Annotated in this window: 16 protein-coding genes; 4 read left to right on the top strand and 12 right to left on the bottom strand. The window is 71.6% G+C overall.

Annotated elements, in window-relative coordinates:
* Positions 1 to 31 precede the first annotated feature (31 nt).
* The 8 genes from ACIRB4_RS22095 to ACIRB4_RS22060 all read right to left on the bottom strand — a co-directional run bounded on the left by ACIRB4_RS22095 (position 32) and on the right by ACIRB4_RS22060 (position 7,826).
* Complete coding sequence (locus ACIRB4_RS22095) at positions 32 to 1,198, bottom strand: MalY/PatB family protein (protein ID WP_403293619.1); 1,167 nt, start codon at positions 1,196 to 1,198, stop codon at positions 32 to 34.
* An 83-nt stretch (positions 1,199 to 1,281) separates the two neighbouring features.
* Positions 1,282 to 2,304, bottom strand: a complete 1,023-nt coding sequence (gene fbaA, locus ACIRB4_RS22090) for a class II fructose-bisphosphate aldolase (protein ID WP_403293618.1) — start codon at positions 2,302 to 2,304, stop codon at positions 1,282 to 1,284.
* Positions 2,305 to 2,573: 269 nt separating this feature from the next.
* Positions 2,574 to 3,113, bottom strand: a complete 540-nt coding sequence (pyrE, locus tag ACIRB4_RS22085) for an orotate phosphoribosyltransferase (protein WP_403293617.1) — start codon at positions 3,111 to 3,113, stop codon at positions 2,574 to 2,576.
* 36 nt (positions 3,114 to 3,149) lie between these two features.
* The gene (locus ACIRB4_RS22080) at positions 3,150 to 3,941 is read right to left on the bottom strand and encodes an aldose 1-epimerase (protein WP_403293615.1); all 792 of its coding nucleotides are present in this window, start codon (positions 3,939 to 3,941) and stop codon (positions 3,150 to 3,152) included.
* A gap of 36 nt (positions 3,942 to 3,977) precedes the next feature.
* Positions 3,978 to 4,862 (bottom strand): SRPBCC family protein, encoded by an 885-nt coding sequence (locus ACIRB4_RS22075; protein ID WP_403293613.1) that lies wholly within the window; start codon positions 4,860 to 4,862, stop codon positions 3,978 to 3,980.
* 153 nt (positions 4,863 to 5,015) lie between these two features.
* Entirely contained in the window at positions 5,016 to 6,683 is a 1,668-nt protein-coding gene (locus tag ACIRB4_RS22070) for a polyamine aminopropyltransferase (protein ID WP_403293610.1), read from the bottom strand.
* 75 nt (positions 6,684 to 6,758) lie between these two features.
* Positions 6,759 to 7,277, bottom strand: coding sequence for a DUF2617 family protein (locus ACIRB4_RS22065; RefSeq protein ID WP_403293609.1), 519 nt, complete (start codon positions 7,275 to 7,277; stop codon positions 6,759 to 6,761).
* Between the two features lie 324 nt (positions 7,278 to 7,601).
* A complete protein-coding gene (locus tag ACIRB4_RS22060; protein ID WP_403293607.1) occupies positions 7,602 to 7,826 on the bottom strand; it encodes a hypothetical protein in 225 nt (74 codons plus the stop codon).
* A 100-nt stretch (positions 7,827 to 7,926) separates the two neighbouring features.
* Here ACIRB4_RS22060 and ACIRB4_RS22055 point away from each other — a divergent pair, with 100 nt between their 5' ends.
* Positions 7,927 to 9,099 (top strand): pyridoxal phosphate-dependent aminotransferase, encoded by a 1,173-nt coding sequence (locus tag ACIRB4_RS22055; RefSeq protein ID WP_403293606.1) that lies wholly within the window; start codon positions 7,927 to 7,929, stop codon positions 9,097 to 9,099.
* Between the two features lie 252 nt (positions 9,100 to 9,351).
* On the top strand, positions 9,352 to 10,527 hold the full coding sequence (locus ACIRB4_RS22050; protein WP_403294005.1) for a glycosyltransferase family 39 protein: 1,176 nt from the start codon (positions 9,352 to 9,354) through the stop codon (positions 10,525 to 10,527).
* Positions 10,528 to 10,540: 13 nt separating this feature from the next.
* Here ACIRB4_RS22050 and ACIRB4_RS22045 read toward each other — a convergent pair whose 3' ends face one another.
* Entirely contained in the window at positions 10,541 to 11,074 is a 534-nt protein-coding gene (locus ACIRB4_RS22045) for a YbjN domain-containing protein (RefSeq protein WP_356888176.1), read from the bottom strand.
* Between the two features lie 183 nt (positions 11,075 to 11,257).
* Positions 11,258 to 13,846 (bottom strand): ATP-dependent chaperone ClpB, encoded by a 2,589-nt coding sequence (clpB, locus tag ACIRB4_RS22040; RefSeq protein ID WP_403293604.1) that lies wholly within the window; start codon positions 13,844 to 13,846, stop codon positions 11,258 to 11,260.
* A gap of 98 nt (positions 13,847 to 13,944) precedes the next feature.
* Between clpB and ACIRB4_RS22035 the strand changes: the two genes are divergently transcribed.
* Positions 13,945 to 14,358 carry a pyridoxamine 5'-phosphate oxidase family protein gene (locus ACIRB4_RS22035; RefSeq protein WP_403293603.1) on the top strand — a complete coding sequence of 138 codons (414 nt, stop codon included), beginning with the start codon at positions 13,945 to 13,947 and terminating at the stop codon, positions 14,356 to 14,358.
* Between the two features lie 157 nt (positions 14,359 to 14,515).
* Here ACIRB4_RS22035 and ACIRB4_RS22030 read toward each other — a convergent pair whose 3' ends face one another.
* The gene (locus tag ACIRB4_RS22030) at positions 14,516 to 14,833 is read right to left on the bottom strand and encodes a (2Fe-2S)-binding protein (RefSeq protein ID WP_356888170.1); all 318 of its coding nucleotides are present in this window, start codon (positions 14,831 to 14,833) and stop codon (positions 14,516 to 14,518) included.
* Positions 14,830 to 15,072, bottom strand: a complete 243-nt coding sequence (locus ACIRB4_RS22025; protein ID WP_403293600.1) for a hypothetical protein — start codon at positions 15,070 to 15,072, stop codon at positions 14,830 to 14,832. Before ACIRB4_RS22025 ends, ACIRB4_RS22030 begins: the two co-directional genes overlap by 4 nt.
* Positions 15,073 to 15,204: 132 nt before the next feature.
* Between ACIRB4_RS22025 and ACIRB4_RS22020 the strand changes: the two genes are divergently transcribed.
* Positions 15,205 to 16,185 (top strand): helix-turn-helix transcriptional regulator, encoded by a 981-nt coding sequence (locus ACIRB4_RS22020; protein WP_403293598.1) that lies wholly within the window; start codon positions 15,205 to 15,207, stop codon positions 16,183 to 16,185.

Here is a 16,185-nt window from a genome sequence, read left to right as displayed (position 1 = left end):
GCCCCCGACGCGACCGCTCCGCCCATCGGCCTCACCCGGTCCGCAGTCTCCCCGCCGCCCGCACCAGCGCGTCCACGCCCCGCTCCGCCTTCTTCCTGGGACAGCCGAGGTTCAGCCGCACGAAACCCGCCGCTCCGTACACCGCACCCGGCATGATCGCGACCTTCTCGCGCTCGATCAGCTCACGCTGGAGCGCGCTCTCGTCGATACCGAGCGGCCGCAGATCGATCCAGGCCAGATAGCCGGCCTGCGGAGGTGTCCACTCCACCCCGGGCAGGCCCTCGGCCAGCCGCTCCGCGAGCATCCGCAGGGTGCCGGCCACATAACGCCGCAGCTCGTCCAGCCAGGGCCCGCCGTGCCGGTAGGCGGCGATGTGCGCGGTCAGGGAGAGCACGGCCGGGGAGGCCAGGCCCTCGCCCGTCTCCATGCGGCGGACGAACGCCTCCCGCTCGTCGGGGTCGCCCACGATCCCGTACGAGCCGGTCAACGCCGGGAAGTTGAAGGCCTTGGTGCCCGAGGTGATCAGGGCCCACCGCCGGCCGCGTCCGGTCTCGGCGAAGCGGCTGAACGGCAGATGGCGGTGGCCGTCCGCCACCAGGTCGGCGTGGATCTCGTCGCTGACGACCGCGACGCCGTACCGCTCGGCCAGCCGGGCGAACTCCGCCAGTTCCTCCTCCCGCCACACCCTCCCCGTGGGGTTGTGCGGCGAACAGAGCAGCAGCATCCGGGCGTCCGGCCGGGCCAGCTCCGCCGCCAGCGCCTCCGTGTCACCGACGGGCACGCCCCGCAGCTCCCGCCCCAGGCCGGTGACCACCTTGCGGAAGCCGTCGTACGTCGGGGTGTGCACGACCACCCCGTCGCCGGGCGCCGTCCACATCCGCAGCAGCTGGGAGAGCTGGCTCAGCACCGAGGGGGCGTACACCAGCGTCTCGGTGTCGACCCCGGTGTCGTACCGGGTGGCGTACCAGTGCCGTATCGCCTCCCGGAACTCTCCGAGCCGCCAGTCCGTGTAGCCGAAGACCCCGTGGTCGACCCGCTCGCGCAGGGCGGCCAGGACCTCGGGCGGGGAGGCGAAGTCCATGTCGGAGATGGTGAAGGGGAGCAGGTCCCCGGCGCCGAAGCGGTCCGCGATCCCGTCCCACTGGACCGACGAGGTGCCGCGCCGGTCGATCTCCCGGTCGAAGTCGTACGTCGTCACTCACAGCCTCCAGACAGACGGAGGGCCCGGCACCACCGCGGTGGCGATGGTGCCGGGCCCCTTCCGCGGAAGGTGGACCGCGGTTACTTCAGCTTGGTGCCGGTCGAGCGCAGCGCCGCGCACGCCTCGGTCACACGCTTGGCCATGCTCGCCTCGGCCAGCTTGCCCCAGGTGCGCGGGTCGTAGGTCGACTTCTTGCCGACCTCACCGTCGACCTTCAGCACGCCGTCGTAGTTCTTCAGCATGTGGTCGGCGACCGGACGCGTGAAGGCGTACTGGGTGTCGGTGTCCAGGTTCATCTTCACGACGCCGTTCTCCAGCGCGGTGGCGATCTCCTCGGCCGTGGAGCCGGAGCCGCCGTGGAAGACGAAGTCGAACGGGGAGGCCTTGCCGTACTTCTCGGCGACGCCCGCCTGGAGGTCCTTCAGCAGCTCGGGGCGGAGCACGACGTTGCCCGGCTTGTAGACGCCGTGGACGTTGCCGAAGGAGGCGGCCAGGAGGTAGCGGCCCTTCTCGCCCAGGCCCAGGGCCTCGGCGGTGCGGATCGCGTCGTCGACGGTGGTGTACAGCTCGTCGTTGATCTCGTGGGTGACACCGTCCTCCTCGCCGCCGGTCGGGGTGATCTCGACCTCAAGGATGATCTTGGCGGCGACGGCCTTGGCAAGCAGCTCCTGGCCGATGGCCAGGTTGTCGGCGAGGGTCTCGGCGGAGCCGTCCCACATGTGGGACTGGAACAGCGGGTCCCGACCGGCCTTGACGCGCTCGGCGGAGATGTCGAGCAGCGGGCGGACGTAGCCGTCCAGCTTGTCCTTCGGGCAGTGGTCGGTGTGCAGGGCGACCGTGATGTCGTACTTCGCGGCGACGATGTGCGCGAACTCGGCCAGGGCGACAGCGCCGGTGACCATGTCCTTGTTGTACTGGCCGCCCAGGAACTCGGCGCCGCCGGTCGAGATCTGGATGATGCCGTCGCTCTCGGCCTCGGCGAAGCCGCGCAGCGCAGCGTGCAAGGTCTGGGACGAGGTGACGTTGATGGCCGGGTAGGCGAACTTGCCTGCCTTCGCCCGGTCGAGCATCTCGTTGTAGACCTCGGGGGTTGCGATGGGCATTCGTCCGCTCCTTGTGATGTGCGGTGTGTGCGTGGCGTGCTTGGCCCTGACCTGGGGCGACGTCATCGTCGGGCCCCATCTTTCCAGACTCTTTCCCGGACACCAGGGCGAAGGGGCGGACTGTTTCACGTGAAACGGTCCACCCCCTACCAAAGTCGCAGGTCAGGCCCATGGAGCACACGGCCCGGGGCCGACGTCACGACTTCGCGTCGGTCGGCGCCGGTCGGCGTCGGTCGGCGTCGGTGGTCGGCGTCGGTGGTCGGCGTCGGTCAGGCGAGACCGAGGTCGCTCAGCTCGTACGCCGTGAGGTACGACAGACCGGCCTCGGCGATCGCGCCCGCCGCGCCCCGGTCGACGATCGTGGCCACGGCCACGACCTCGCCGCCCGCCTCGCGGACCGCCTCGACGGCGGTCAGCGGCGAGCCGCCGGTGGTGGAGGTGTCCTCGACGACCAGGCAGCGGCGGCCCTTGACGTCCGTGCCCTCGATACGGCGCTGCATGCCGTGCGCCTTCTGCGCCTTCCGGACGACGAAGGCGTCCAGGCGCTGCCCGCGCGCGGCGGAGGCGTGCAGCATCGAGGTGGCGACCGGGTCGGCGCCGAGCGTCAGACCGCCCACGCAGTCGAAGTCCAGATCGGCGGTGAGGTCGAGCATGACCTGACCGACCATCGGCGCGGCCTCGCCGTCCAGCGTGATCCGGCGCAGGTCGATGTAGTAGTCGGCTTCCCGACCCGAGGAGAGGGTCACCTTGCCGTGCACCACGGCCTTGTCCTTGATCTGCTGGAGCAGGTCAGCGCGTACGTCAGTCATGACCCCGAGCTTATGCGGTGTCCTCGCGCCGCACGCTCAGAGCCGCCGCCAGGCGAAGGTCGCCGTGATCTCCAGGGGGTCGATCGGGGTCACGTACCGGGGGTGGGTGTTGAGGCCGTTCGGCGGGCCGGACTGCGGCTCCACGCAGACCGCCTCCTTCTGCTCGTCGTAGATCACGACCCACTCCGCCCGGCTGGTCACCTTCAGCTCCAGTCGCTCCGGCCAGGTGAGGGTGACGTCGACGCCGTCGGGCATGCCGAAGCAGTCGTCCCACGGGCCGGGGGTGGGGCTGATCCGGCGGCCGGTGGGGAGGTGGTCCGGGCCGCGCTCCTCCTGCCAGCCGGGGGTGAAGTCGATCCGTACGTCCTCGCCGCCGTCGCCCAGGTTCCGCAGGAACCAGGGGTGCCAGCCGGCCTGGGCCGGGAAGGAGTCGTCGACCGTCTCGACCCCGAGGGTGAGGGTGAGGGCGTCCTCGGTCAGCTCGAAGAGCTGGGTGACCCGGCCGGTGTACGGCCAGGGCTCGGCGAGGTCGTAGGTGAAGGCGGCCTCCCGCTCACCGGCGCGGGCGGTCTTCCACGCCGTGTCGCGGCCGGTGCCGTGGACGGCGTGCGGGGGCGCGTTGAGGGGCAGCTGATGACTGGTCGCACCGTCGCGGAAGCGTCCGTTCGCGGTGCGCCCGCACCAGGGCACCATGGGGAAGCAGCCGTACCGCTCGCCCTGGCGCAGCAGTTCGGTACCACCGATGCGCAGGCTCTCGATCCGGCAGCCGTTGTCGGGGCTGATGGTCAACTCGGCGTCGCCCGCCGTCAGTCGCGTCTGCTCGCTCACGACCCCGACCTTAGACCGGCCCGCCCGGGAACGCCCTCAGCGGCGGCGGCGCAGGGCCCGGCCGATGACGACGGCGGAGGCGAGGGCGAGCGCGGCGGCGGGCGCGATCCAGCGCAGGGTGGCACCTGCCGTGGAGGAGTCGGGGGCGGGAACGGGGGCGTAACGGCCGCGCGGCGGGGCGTGGTCGACCTCCTCCGCGCTGCGTCCGATCATGGTCCGGCGGGCGTGGGCGGCCTCGGCGGCGGGGGCTCCGGCCGGGTAGTCGCCCGCCGTCTCGTCGAACTCCTCCTCGCCGAGCGGGTCGAGCGAGGGCGGGGGGACGGGCGTGTCGTAGACGGAGGGGCGGTGGGGTTCCTCCACGCCGTCGTCGACCCCGTCGCTGTCGATGTCGTCCTCCGCCTCCAGGTCGGCGTCGAGCCCGGCGTCGAGACCGGAAGCGGTGTGGGCTTCGGCGTCGTCGGCGTCGTCCGCGTCGGCGTCGGCGCGCAGGTGGTCGATCGCCGCTGCGGCCAGGCTCTCCGCGAACCGGTCGAGGAGCCGTCCGCCGGCCGAGGCGCGCGTCTCGTCGGGGAGGTCGGCGAGGCGGCCGTCCGAGGTCAGGGTGCCGGTGAAGGTGAGTGCCGTACCGTTCGGCACCGGGGCGAGCGCGATCGTCAGGGACAGCCGGGCCGAGCCCTTGCCCCGCACCTCGGCGCCCTCGCCCTCGACGGCGACGACTCCGTCGCTTTCGGTCAGCCGGAGCGTGCCCCGGTAGGTGATGGTGTTGCCGCCGGCCCGGATCCTGAGGCGGCCCGAGAGGGGGCCCGCCTCCGTGTCGGCGTCCTGCTGGAGGCCGGGGACGCAGTGCGCCACCCGTGCCGGGTCCGTCAGCGTCTCGCGCAGGACCTCGGCCGGAACCGGAACGAACACCTCATGCTCCATGGAAGCCGAGCCTACTCAGCCCCGCCCGCCCCGTCGCCTGTTTCGACGGCCGGGCTCGCCCGCGGGTCCCGCGCCGGCCGGTGTCAGCCGCTGTCGTGGGTGCATCAGTGTGGACGGCGGCCGGGTCGGCCTCGGGTCCCGCGTCCGCCGGTGTCAGCCGCTGTAACGCGGGTGCACGAGCGTGGACGCGGGGAGGTCGCCGCTCCGGGTCCGCTCCACGGTCCGCGCGCCCGTCGCCAGGGCTTCGACGGTGAGGGAGCGCAGCGGGGGTGTGCCGGCGGCGAGGCCCAGCGCGGGTGGGTGCGGGCCCCGGGCCGCGAGGAGGTAGCCCCACTCCGCCGGGCCCGCGCTCCCGTCCTCGGCGCGATCGCCCCGGTCGGGGCCCGTGGCGAATCCGGCCGCGTGCCCGCTCGCGCCGTAGGGCCGGACCGCGAAACCGGCGGCCCGCAGGGTGGAGTAAACGGTCCAGAACGTACGGGGGCGGGCCGAGGCCGATCCGGCGTGGACCACGAGGCGTCCGCCGTCCGCGAGGATCCGCGCCGCCAGCCCGTAGAACTCCTCCGAGTACAGCTTGGTGCTGGCGGTGATCCCCGGGTCGGGCAGGTCCGAGATCATCACGTCGTACCGCTCGCCACCGGCGGCCGGCCCCGCTCCGGCCCGTTGGCCGGCCCCGCGCAGCCAGTGGAAGGCGTCCGCGTGGACGACCCGCACCCGGGGGTCCCGGAGCGCGTGCTCGTTGAGCGTGGCGAGCTGGGGGTCGGTCCGGGCCAGGCGTACGACTCCGGGGTCGACTTCGACGACGGTGACCGAGCGGACCCCCGGATGGCGCAGCACCTCGCGCGCGGCGAGGCCGTCGCCGCCGCCGACGATCAGCACGCGCGCGTGCGGCCCGTTCATCGCCGGGTGCACCAGCGCCTCGTGGTAGCGGTACTCGTCCTGTCCGCCGACCCTCAGCCGACCGTCGAGGAACAGCTCCGGCGGCCCTCCCGGGGCCCCGGTCACCACGACCTCCTGCATCTCCGTCTGTACGGCGACCCGCACGCTGTCGCCGTACACCGCGCGCCGCGCCGCCCGTTCGAAGTCGTCGACGAGGACGGTGGCGGTGGCGAGGACGGTGAGGACGGTGAGATTGGCGCCGATCAGCAGTGCCCGGGACCGGGCGGTCAGATCACGCCGGAACAGCCACAGCACCAGGCCGCCGCCCGCCACGGCGTTCACCGCGCCCGTGACCAGCGCTCCCGTCAACTGGCCGAGCCAGGGCAGCAGCAGGAAGGGGAAGGCGAGGCCGCCGACCAGCGCTCCCACATAGTCGGCGGCGAACAGGTCGGCGACCGTCCCGGCCGCGTCGTCCTCGTCCCCCGCGCCGGGGGCGCGCGCCGACCCGGCCCGCTGGATCAGGGACATCAGCAGCGGGATCTCGGCCCCGATGAGCACCCCGATGGCGAGGGAGAACGCCACCAGGACGTACCGGGACTCGCCGAGCCAGGCGAACGCGGCGTAGAGCACGAGCGCGGAGCAGCCGCCGACGAGCGCGAGGCCGGCCTCGACCAGGCCGAAGCCGACCGCCGCGCGACAGCGCAACCGCTTGGCGAGCAGTGAGCCGACGCCCATCGCGAAGACCATCACGGACAGCACGACGGACGCCTGGGTCACGGAATCGCCGATCAAATACGAGGCGAGCGCGACCAGTTCCAGCTCGTAGACCAGTCCGCAGGCCGCGCAGACGAAGACCACCGCGAGGACCGGATACCGCACCGCACCCGGACGCGCGGGCGGCCCTGTCACCCTCCGGGGTGGCATGGTCACGGGCGGATCGATCATGCGCGTAACGCTACGTCACACCCGTATCGCTTTATGTCACCCACACGAGTGGAGCTGATGCATTCCGACGGCGCATCAGTTTGCGGCGGGCATACGGTCGCCGACCCGGGTCCGCGTGACGACCAACTGCCCCTCCTGTGGATAGGCGTGCCAGGTGCGCCACCGCACCTGGCCCTCGTGGCGCTGCGCCAGCATCGCCGTGAAGGCGTGCGGCGAGCCGGGGAACGTCCCCGCGAGGCCGTTCGGATGGTCGGCGACGAGCGCGAGCAACTCCTGGGCGCGGCCGGCGAAGGAGCCGTGCGACAACGTCTCGACGCGCGCCGCGAATTCGTACTCCCACCCGCCGACGCGCTTGGAGACGCCCAGCGGCAGCGGCGTACTGCTGCCGGGCAGACAGGCGACGGTCTCCGAGCAACTACGGTCCTCCTCTTGCAGAAGTACCTGATGAGAGGCGCCGAGCAGGCGCAACTGCAGTTTGGCTCCCATCAGTTCGAGGTCGAGCACGGCGAGGGCGGGCAGCGGCTCGCGCCCCAGCGCCCAGGCCAGGTCGGCCGCGCGCGTGTCGGTATAGGAGGTCTTCAGGGTCGTGAGCATGGGTCGGCTCCGCAAACACGGTTTGACGGGTGGGCCGGGGGCGCCCCGGAGAAAGGGTTCAACGGGAGTGGGGGATCGCCGACTCGGGTCCACACACGGTCCGAGGGCTGGATGTTCTCAACAGCGAGGGAATCATGAACTGTGGGAAGCTCACAGCGTTTTTACCCAACTTGCAGTGGTTTCCATCCCCTCGGGGGCCTCACGGTTCAACTGTTCAGTCGGAATCGCTCGCGCGCCTTCAACAAGAAGGTGCCCATGGGGCGTTGACCCCAAGGGCACCTCAAGCCTCGTCGGCATCGGGGATGCGTCGCGACCACCCCCGTGTCAGTTGCCGCCGCCGCAGCCGCCTCCGCCGCCACCTCCGCCGCCGCCCCCGCCGCAGCTGCTCCCGCCGCCACCGCCCCCGCACGACGAGCTGCCGCCGCAGGAGGAGCCGCCGCCCTCCCACCAGCTGTGCCGCCGCCCGCTCTGACTGCGCCGACTGCCACGACCAGCCAGCACGCCCAGCGCGACGACGAGGATCACGGCTCCGATCAGCAGTGCTGTCATCAGTTTCACCCCCGTGTGTTGTGTGGAGGGGAGATGCCCCACGCCATCCGCGCCCAAAGCGCACTTGAGGAAGTCCAGAGCTTCCACCCACGATGGCGGCATGACACGACCGCTGCTCAACCGCCGACTCGCCGAGTTCGGGACGACGATCTTCGCCGAGATGTCCGCGCTGGCCGTACGGACCGGGGCGATCAACCTCGGCCAGGGCTTTCCCGACACCGACGGCCCGGAGGAGATCCGCGAGGCCGCCGTACGGGCGCTGCGCGACGGACGCGGCAACCAGTACCCGCCGGGCCCCGGCGTCCCGGAGCTGCGCACGGCCGTCGCCGAGCACCAGCGCAGGCGGTACGGGCTGGAGTTCGACCCCGACACGGAGGTGTTGGTCACGGTGGGCGCGACGGAGGCGATCGCGGCCGCGCTGCTCGCCCTCGTGGAGCCGGGCGACGAGGTGATCGCTCTGGAGCCGTACTACGACTCGTACGCCGCCTGCATCGCGATGGCCGGCGGCACCCGCGTCCCGGTCACCCTCCGCCCGGCGGACGGCCGCTTCGTCCTCGATCTGGACGAGCTGCGGGCCGCCGTCACCGACCGGACCCGGCTGATCCTCCTCAACACCCCGCACAACCCCACCGGCACGGTCCTCACCCGCGCCGAACTCACCGCCGTCGCCGAACTGGCGATCGAGCGCGATCTGCTCGTGGTCACCGACGAGGTCTACGAACACCTGGTCTTCGACGGTGCCGAGCACCTGCCGATCGCGAGCCTCCCCGGCATGCGGGAGCGCACGGTCACCATCGGCTCGGCCGGCAAGACGTACTCCTTCACCGGCTGGAAGGTCGGCTGGGTCACCGCGAGCCCCGGCCTGACCACGGCGGTCCGCTCCGCCAAGCAGTACCTGACATACGTGGCCTCCGGCCCCTTCCAGTACGCGATCGCCGAGGCGCTGCGGCTGCCCGACACGTTCTTCGACGCCCTGCGCGCCGATCTCCTCGCCAAGCGGGACCTGCTGAGCGACGGGCTCGCCGGGGCCGGTTTCGCGGTCCACCGCCCGGCCGGCACCTACTTCGTCACCGCCGACATCCGTCCGCTCGGCGAGTCCGACGGCGTCGCCTTCTGCCGTGCCCTGCCCGAACGGGCGGGCGTGGTCGCCATCCCCAACGCGGTCTTCTACGACCACCGCGACGCGGGCGCCCCCTTCGTCCGCTTCGCGTTCTGCAAGCAGCGCCCCGTCCTGGAAGAGGCGGTCTCCCGGCTGAAGACACTGGCCGGCTGACCCGGGCGCCCAGGGACCCGGGCGCCCGGGCGACCCGAAGGACGCGGGGCACGCGGGGCGTCCGGCCCACCCGAAGCGCGCGGGGAGCCCGGCGTACATCGAGCCACCCGCAGCACGCGGGCCCCCACGGCGCCCGGGAATCTTTCACCCGGGTGGGCCCACCGCGCTCGCGCGCCCCCTCCGTGCCGTGAGGATCGTCAGGTAGACCGATTTGTCGGGCCGACCTGATTCCCGCGCGCACGGAGGTGCACCCTGTCCGCCGAGACTCTCGACCGCCCGGCGTCCGCCGCTGTCAGGGGGGTCCCCCGATGGCGGGCCTCCCTGCACCGGGCCGCCCCCGCGCTCGGCCTGTTCGCCGCCGCGCGGCTGACCGGGACGCTCGCTCTCGCGCTCTGGGCCTGGCACGTCGGACGCTCACCGCGCGCGCTGCTCGCGACGTCCTGGGACTCCGACTGGTACATCCGGATCGCCGCCCACGGATACGGCCGCACCCTCCACTGGCCCAACGGCATGGTCCAGTCCGACCTGGCGTTCTTCCCGCTCTACCCGGCGCTCGTCCGGGCCGTCACCACCGTCCTCCCGGTCACCGGAGGCACCGCCGGCCTGCTCCTGTCGTGGCTCGCGGCCGGCGCCGCCGCCTGGGGCGTCTACCTGGTCGGCGAACGGCTGTACGGGCGCCCCACCGCGGTCGTCCTGGTGCTGCTCTGGGGGCTGCTGCCGCACTCGGTGGTGCTGACGATGGCGTACACCGAACCGCTGATGACCGCCTTCGCCGCGTGGTCGCTCTACGCGCTGCTCACCCACCGCTGGCTCTGGGCGGGCACGCTCGCGGCTCTGGCCGGCCTGTCCCGGCCGAACGGGATCGCCGTCGCGGCGGCCGTCCTCGCCACGGTCGCCTGCGAGCTGTGGAGGCGGCGCGGCGGGGTGGGCGGGCGGATGTGGGCGGCCGCGGCGCTGGCTCCGGCCGGATGGCTCTCGTACCTGCTGTGGGTCGGTGCCCGCCGCGGTGATCCGCTCGGCGGCTACTTCGCCGTCCAGGACGGCTGGTCCTCACGGTTCGACCTGGGGGCCGGCGCGCTGCTCTTCGTACGGGGCATGCTGAAGGGGCCGACGCAGTTCGGCTTCGCGATGGCGTTGGTGATCACGGCGGCCGGCGTGCTGCTCTTCGCGCTGCTCGCGCTGGTGGAGCGCCCGCCGCTGTGCGTCCTGGTCTACACGGGCGTGCTGGTCCTCATCGCCGTCGGCGGGTCCGGCTTCTTCGAGTCCAAGCCGCGCTTCCTGCTCCCCGCCTTCCCGCTGCTGCTGCCGCTGGCGCTCGCACTGACGAGAGCCCGGCCGAGAGCCGCGATCGTGGTGATCACGGCCCTGGCCGGGCTCTCGTTCGGCTATGGCGCGTATCTGCTGCTCTTCGCGCACATGGCGCTGTGAGTCCGGGCGCGTCCTACTCGGGCGCGCCGGGCTCCTTGTCCTCGGGGGACTCCAGGCCGAACTGCTCCACGAGCCACTTGTCGAACTCGATCGACGCGCGGACCCAGCTGACGGTCGAGGACACGAAGTGCTCCAGGGCGACGCCGGTGCCGATCAGCATCTGCGCCTCGCCGATGAGCCGGAGGGTGGCGGAGCCGTCCTCCTCCTCGTGCAGGTGGGTGTAGACCTTGGGCCACAGGGTGCGGCGGTTCCAGTCGTCGATCGCGTCGAGGACTTTGGCGCGGTCGTCCGCCGAGTGCGGACGGTCGTAGAAGGTCCGTACGGAGAAGACCTTCTGCTCGTCGTCGCCGCGGAACATGAAGTACGTACGGAATTCCTCCCACGGCGCCGCGAGGTCACCCTCGTCGTCGACGACGTACTTCAGCTCCATCTGGTCGAGAAGCTGCTTGACCAGGTCCTGATCAGGGACGACGGGGCCCGCCGGTCCTGCGGCCTGAGGCTGGGGCTGGCCCCCGAAATTCGGAATCGAGGACGGGTCGATGCTCACCGTGAATATCCCTTCGTACGGTTGCGGCCATCCTCTCCCATGCCGGGCGGTACGGCGCAAGCCCGACCGCGCCGGATCGGGCGAGATCCGCTGCGGGCGGACAGGATCTCGCGCGCCTGGAGTACGGCGACGAGGGCGGGGGCACCCCCTCGTCGCCGTCCAGCGCCTGCCGGGCCCGCGCCGTCAGGCCGTGGCCGCGCCCACGATCAGGCCGTCCTCGACACGGTCCACCCGGACCGTGTCGCCGTCCTGGACCTCGCCCGCCAGGATCTCCTTCGCGAGCCGGTCTCCGATCGCCGTCTGGATCAGACGGCGCAGCGGGCGGGCGCCGTAGGCCGGGTCGTTGCCCTCCTCCGCCAGCCAGTCCAGCGCCGCGTCGGTGACGTCGAGCGTGAGCCGGCGGTCGGCCAGGCGCTTGGCGAGCCGGTCGACCTGGAGGCGTGCGATCCGGCGCAGCTCGGTCTTGTCGAGCGCCGAGAAGACCACCAGGTCGTCGAGCCGGTTGAGGAACTCCGGCTTGAACGAGGCCCTCACCACCTCCAGGACCTGCTGCCGCTTCTGCTCCTGGGAGGTCAGCGGGTCCATCAGGAAGTGGCTGCCGAGGTTGGACGTCAGGATCAGGATGGTGTTGCGGAAGTCCACCGTCCGCCCCTGGCCGTCGGTGAGGCGGCCGTCGTCGAGGACCTGGAGCAGGATGTCGAAGACCTCCGGGTGCGCCTTCTCGACCTCGTCGAGCAGGACGACGCTGTACGGCCGGCGGCGCACCGCCTCGGTGAGCTGGCCGCCCTCCTCGTAGCCGACGTAGCCGGGAGGCGCGCCGACCAGCCGGGCGACGCTGTGCTTCTCGCCGTACTCCGACATGTCGATGCGGACCATGGCCCGCTCGTCGTCGAAGAGGAAGTCCGCGAGCGCCTTCGCCAGCTCCGTCTTGCCGACACCGGTCGGGCCGAGGAAGAGGAAGGAGCCGGTGGGCCGGTCGGGGTCGGCGATGCCGGCCCGGGTGCGGCGCACGGCGTCGGAGACGGCCTGGACGGCCTCGGACTGGCCGATCAGCCGCCGTCCCAGCTCGTCCTCCATGCGCAGCAGCTTGCGCGTCTCGCCCTCCAGGAGGCGGCCGGCGGGGATGCCGGTCCAGGAGCCGACGACGTCCGCGATGTCGTCCGGGCCGACCTCGTCCTTGACCATGGTGTCCTTGGCGGCCTCCTGCTCGGCCTCGCTGGCCTCCTCCAGCTCCCGCTCAAGGGCGGGGATCTCGCCGTACAGCAGCTTGGAGGCGGTGCCGAAGTCGCCGTCGCGCTGGGCGCGTTCGGCCTGGCCGCGCAGTTCGTCGAGCTTCTCCTTCAGCTCACCGACGCGGTTGAGGCCCTGCTTCTCCTTCTCCCAGCGGGCGGTGAGGCCGCGCAGCTCCTCCTCCTTGTCGGCGAGGTCGCGGCGCAGCTTCTCCAGCCGCTGCACGGAGGAGGGGTCGCTCTCGTTCTTCAGCGCCAGCTCCTCCATGCGCAGCCGGTCCACGGCGCGCTGGAGCTCGTCGATCTCGACGGGCGAGGAGTCGATCTCCATCCGGAGCCGGGAGGCGGCCTCGTCGACGAGGTCGATGGCCTTGTCGGGCAGGAAGCGGGAGGTGATGTAGCGGTCGGAGAGGGTGGCGGCCGCGACGAGCGCGGAGTCGGCGATCTGGACCTTGTGGTGGGCCTCGTACCGGCCCTTGAGGCCGCGCAGGATCGCGATGGTGTCCTCGACGCTCGGCTCGGCGACCAGGACCTGCTGGAAGCGGCGTTCCAGGGCGGGGTCCTTCTCGATCCGCTCGCGGTACTCGTCGAGGGTCGTCGCGCCGACCATGCGCAGCTCGCCGCGGGCCAGCATCGGCTTGAGCATGTTGCCCGCGTCCATGGCGGAGTCGCCGCCGGCGCCCGCGCCGACGACGGTGTGCAGCTCGTCGATGAAGGTGATGATCTGGCCGTCGCTCTCCTTGATCTCGGAGAGGACGGTCTTCAGGCGCTCCTCGAACTCGCCGCGGTACTTGGCGCCGGCGACCATCGCGCCGAGGTCGAGGGCGACCAGGCGCTTGTTCTTCAGGGACTCGGGGACGTCGCCCTTGACGATCCGCTGGGCGAGGCCCTCGACGACGGCGGTCTTGCCGACGCCGGGCTCACCGATGAGGACGGGGTTGTTCTTGGTGCGGCGGGAGAGCACCTGGACGACGCGCCGGATCTCCTGGTCGCGCCCGATGACGGGGTCGAGCTTGCCGTCCCGCGCGGCCGCCGTGAAGTCCGTACCGAACTTCTCCAGTGCCTTGTACTGACCCTCCGGGTCGGGTGTGGTCACCCGGCGTCCTCCCCTGATCTTCTGGAACGCGTCGAGCAGGCTCTTCGCACTCGCCCCCTGCTGGGCGAGGACGTCGCCCGCCTGTCCGCCCTTCGCCGCGATCCCGATGAGCAGGTGCTCGGTGGACAGATAGTCGTCCCCGAGCTCCTTGGCGCGCTCGGCGGCATCGGCGATGACGGCGAGCAGCTCACGGTTGGGCTGCGGCGGCGCGACCGTGGAGCCGGTCACGCTGGGCTGGGCGGCGAGCAGCCGCTCCGCACCGGACCGTACAGCGGCCTGGTCGGCCTCGACGGCGGCGAGCAGGTCGATGATGTTCTCGTTCTCCTGGCCCGCGAGCAGCGCGAGGAGCAGATGCGCGGGGGTCAGATCGGCGTGCCCGGCGGCCACGGCACGGCTGGTGGCCGCGTTGAGGGCGTCACGGCTCCTGTTGGTCAGTTCGGCGTCCACGTGCGGTCTCTCCTCCTGTCAAGGCGCTGTCGCTCGCGTATGACCCGTCCAGCGTACACAAAGTTGAGTCCATTCCGCTCAAGGGTAGGGTTCGCGACATGGCGACCGACCCGAGGAACCCCAGCGACTCGTACCTCAGCTTCTGGCGCGAGCACCACATGTGCACCCTGACGACGCCCCGCCCGGACGGCACCCCGCACGTGGTGGCGGTGGGCGTGACGTACGACCCGGAGGGCGGGGAGAACGGGCTGGCGCGGGTGATCACCAACAAGCACAGCCACAAGGTCGCCAACGTCCTGGCGGCGGGCCCGGAGGGGGCGCGGGTCGCGGTCTGCCAGGTGGACAGGAAGCGCTGGGCGACCCTGGAGGGCGTGGCCCGGATCCGTACGGAGGCGGAGGCCGTCGCGGACGCGGTCGAGCGCTACGCCGCCCGCTACGGCCGCACTCCCTCCCCGAACCCGGACCGGGTGGTCATCGAGATCGCGCTGACCCGCGCGATGGGCCGCGCGTAGCGGTCGCGCGGGGCGGGTGGGGGCGTGCGGTCGGCGCCGTGAGGGACATGCGCGGGATGTGTGCGCACAGCACAGCGGCGCCATCGCGTTTCAGGTCCGCGATGGCGCCGCTGTGTGGGGGTAGTACCTGAGCGATCTACAACGACGGGGGAACCGCTCAGGCACTGCGGGGGGTGGCGGTGATGGTTTCGGACTCGACCAGCTGATGGTCGCGCTGATCGAGATTGACGAAAATCATGCCGTACCGGATGGCACAGCGGACGGGCTGCGGGGCGCCACGAGGCCGCCGCAGACACCGGTAGGCGCGGATGTCCTCGTCCTCACCTCGCGTGATGATGATCGGCTCACCGAAGAGGGTGACCATCAACGAATCGCCACTGTGCGGCACAGCCGTGACGAGGTCGATGAAATGCCACCCGGAGCGGTACGCCGTCGCCATCTCGCGACGGAAGCGAGAGTCGTCGGGAACGTTCATGCGCCCACGGAGGACCAGCCGGGGTCGTTCACCGCGGCCGGCGCCACGTGCCAGCCCGGGTCGCCCAGGGCAGTGGTCACGAGCGCCGGCTCGGAGTGCCAGCCCGGGTCGGCAGGAGCGACCTGCGTGTTCGCCCGCTCCGAGTGCCAACCGGGATCCTCGCCCGCCCCCAGCGCTCCCACTGTGGCAGCCGCGATGAAGGCGACTCCGGCCACCGCGCGTATGAGCTTCTTCATCATCACCGAGCAACCTCACTTGAAGGCAACGTCTCTTTCCGACCCCCGCGACTAAGACGATGGCTTACTCTCTCCTCTTCCACCACCAAACCCATGCATCATGTTCCTGAGATGCAGGAGCCTGGGGGTGTACGAATGCAGAAACAACCGGACGAAACCGGTCACCCTCATTCGCATGCGGAACTGTGCAAGGCAGGCGCGGACCTGTACGCGAGCGCCTTGCGCACAGGACGAATACCCCGGTCAGAGGCGGCGGAGACGCCCTGCCTCCTCGATCTCTCGCTCCTCCACCCGGATCCGGACGACGCCCAGTGGCTCCGACCGGTGCCGCCCTCCTCGGCGCTGGCCCAGCTGCTGCAGCCGATCGAGCGGGACATCCTGGAGCGCCGGCGGCTCACGGTCGCGCTTTCCGACGCGTTCGAGCCATTCATGGCGATCAGCGCCCAGGAGCAGCCCGCCACCCACGCCATCACGGTGCTCGAAGGCATCGGCAGGATCAACGCGACCCTGGACCGCGTGGTCGCCAACTGCAGCCAGGAGCTGCTGACCGTCCAGCCCGGCGGCGGACGCCCCGCCCACGCCCTGAGCGAGGCGCTCAAGCGGGTCTCACCGCTGCTCGGACGCGGTATCCGGATGCGGACGCTCTATCAGCACACGGCGCGCCACACCGAACTCACCCTCGCCTACCTCGAACACGTCGGACCGGAGGTCCAGGTCCGCACCCTCGAGGAGATCATCGACCGGCTCATCATCGTCGACCGGGAGGTCGCCTTCATCCCGGCCCGCAGCGACCGCCAGGTGGCCCTGGAGCTGCGCCACCCCGGTCTCGTCGCCTACCTCGTCGGCGTCTTCGACCAGTTCTGGCAGCTGGCCGTGCCGATCAAGGAGGAGATCCCCTACGACCTCAAGACCGACGACATCAGCGGAGTTCAGCGCTCCATCGCCAAACTCCTCGTCGCGGGCCACGTCGACGAGGCCATCGCCCGCCGCCTGGGCATGAACGTCCGGACCTGCCGCGCCCACATCGCCAAGCTCGCCGCCGCCCTCGGCAGCGGCAGCCGCGCCCAACTCGGCTATCTCATCGCCAGGTCCGGCATCCTGGAGCAGGAAAACTGA

Source organism: Streptomyces sp. NPDC093600, from assembly GCF_044764755.1.
Classification (GTDB): Bacteria; Actinomycetota; Actinomycetes; order Streptomycetales; family Streptomycetaceae; genus Streptomyces.
This window is presented reverse-complemented; position numbering and strand designations above follow the sequence as displayed.

What these genes read in the sequence shown, in the direction of transcription:
- fbaA (WP_403293618.1), bottom strand. Translation starts at nt 2,304, where the DNA reads ATGCCCATCGCAACCCCCGAGGTCTACAACGAGATGCTCGACCGGGCG.
- pyrE (WP_403293617.1), bottom strand. Translation starts at nt 3,113, where the DNA reads ATGACTGACGTACGCGCTGACCTGCTCCAGCAGATCAAGGACAAGGCC.
- ACIRB4_RS22075 (WP_403293613.1), bottom strand. Translation starts at nt 4,862, where the DNA reads ATGGAGCATGAGGTGTTCGTTCCGGTTCCGGCCGAGGTCCTGCGCGAG.
- ACIRB4_RS22070 (WP_403293610.1), bottom strand. Translation starts at nt 6,683, where the DNA reads ATGATCGATCCGCCCGTGACCATGCCACCCCGGAGGGTGACAGGGCCG.
- ACIRB4_RS22065 (WP_403293609.1), bottom strand. Translation starts at nt 7,277, where the DNA reads ATGCTCACGACCCTGAAGACCTCCTATACCGACACGCGCGCGGCCGAC.
- ACIRB4_RS22060 (WP_403293607.1), bottom strand. Translation starts at nt 7,826, where the DNA reads ATGACAGCACTGCTGATCGGAGCCGTGATCCTCGTCGTCGCGCTGGGC.
- ACIRB4_RS22055 (WP_403293606.1), top strand. Translation starts at nt 7,927, where the DNA reads ATGACACGACCGCTGCTCAACCGCCGACTCGCCGAGTTCGGGACGACG.
- ACIRB4_RS22035 (WP_403293603.1), top strand. Translation starts at nt 13,945, where the DNA reads ATGGCGACCGACCCGAGGAACCCCAGCGACTCGTACCTCAGCTTCTGG.
- ACIRB4_RS22030 (WP_356888170.1), bottom strand. Translation starts at nt 14,833, where the DNA reads ATGAACGTTCCCGACGACTCTCGCTTCCGTCGCGAGATGGCGACGGCG.
- ACIRB4_RS22025 (WP_403293600.1), bottom strand. Translation starts at nt 15,072, where the DNA reads ATGATGAAGAAGCTCATACGCGCGGTGGCCGGAGTCGCCTTCATCGCG.
- ACIRB4_RS22020 (WP_403293598.1), top strand. Translation starts at nt 15,205, where the DNA reads ATGCAGAAACAACCGGACGAAACCGGTCACCCTCATTCGCATGCGGAA.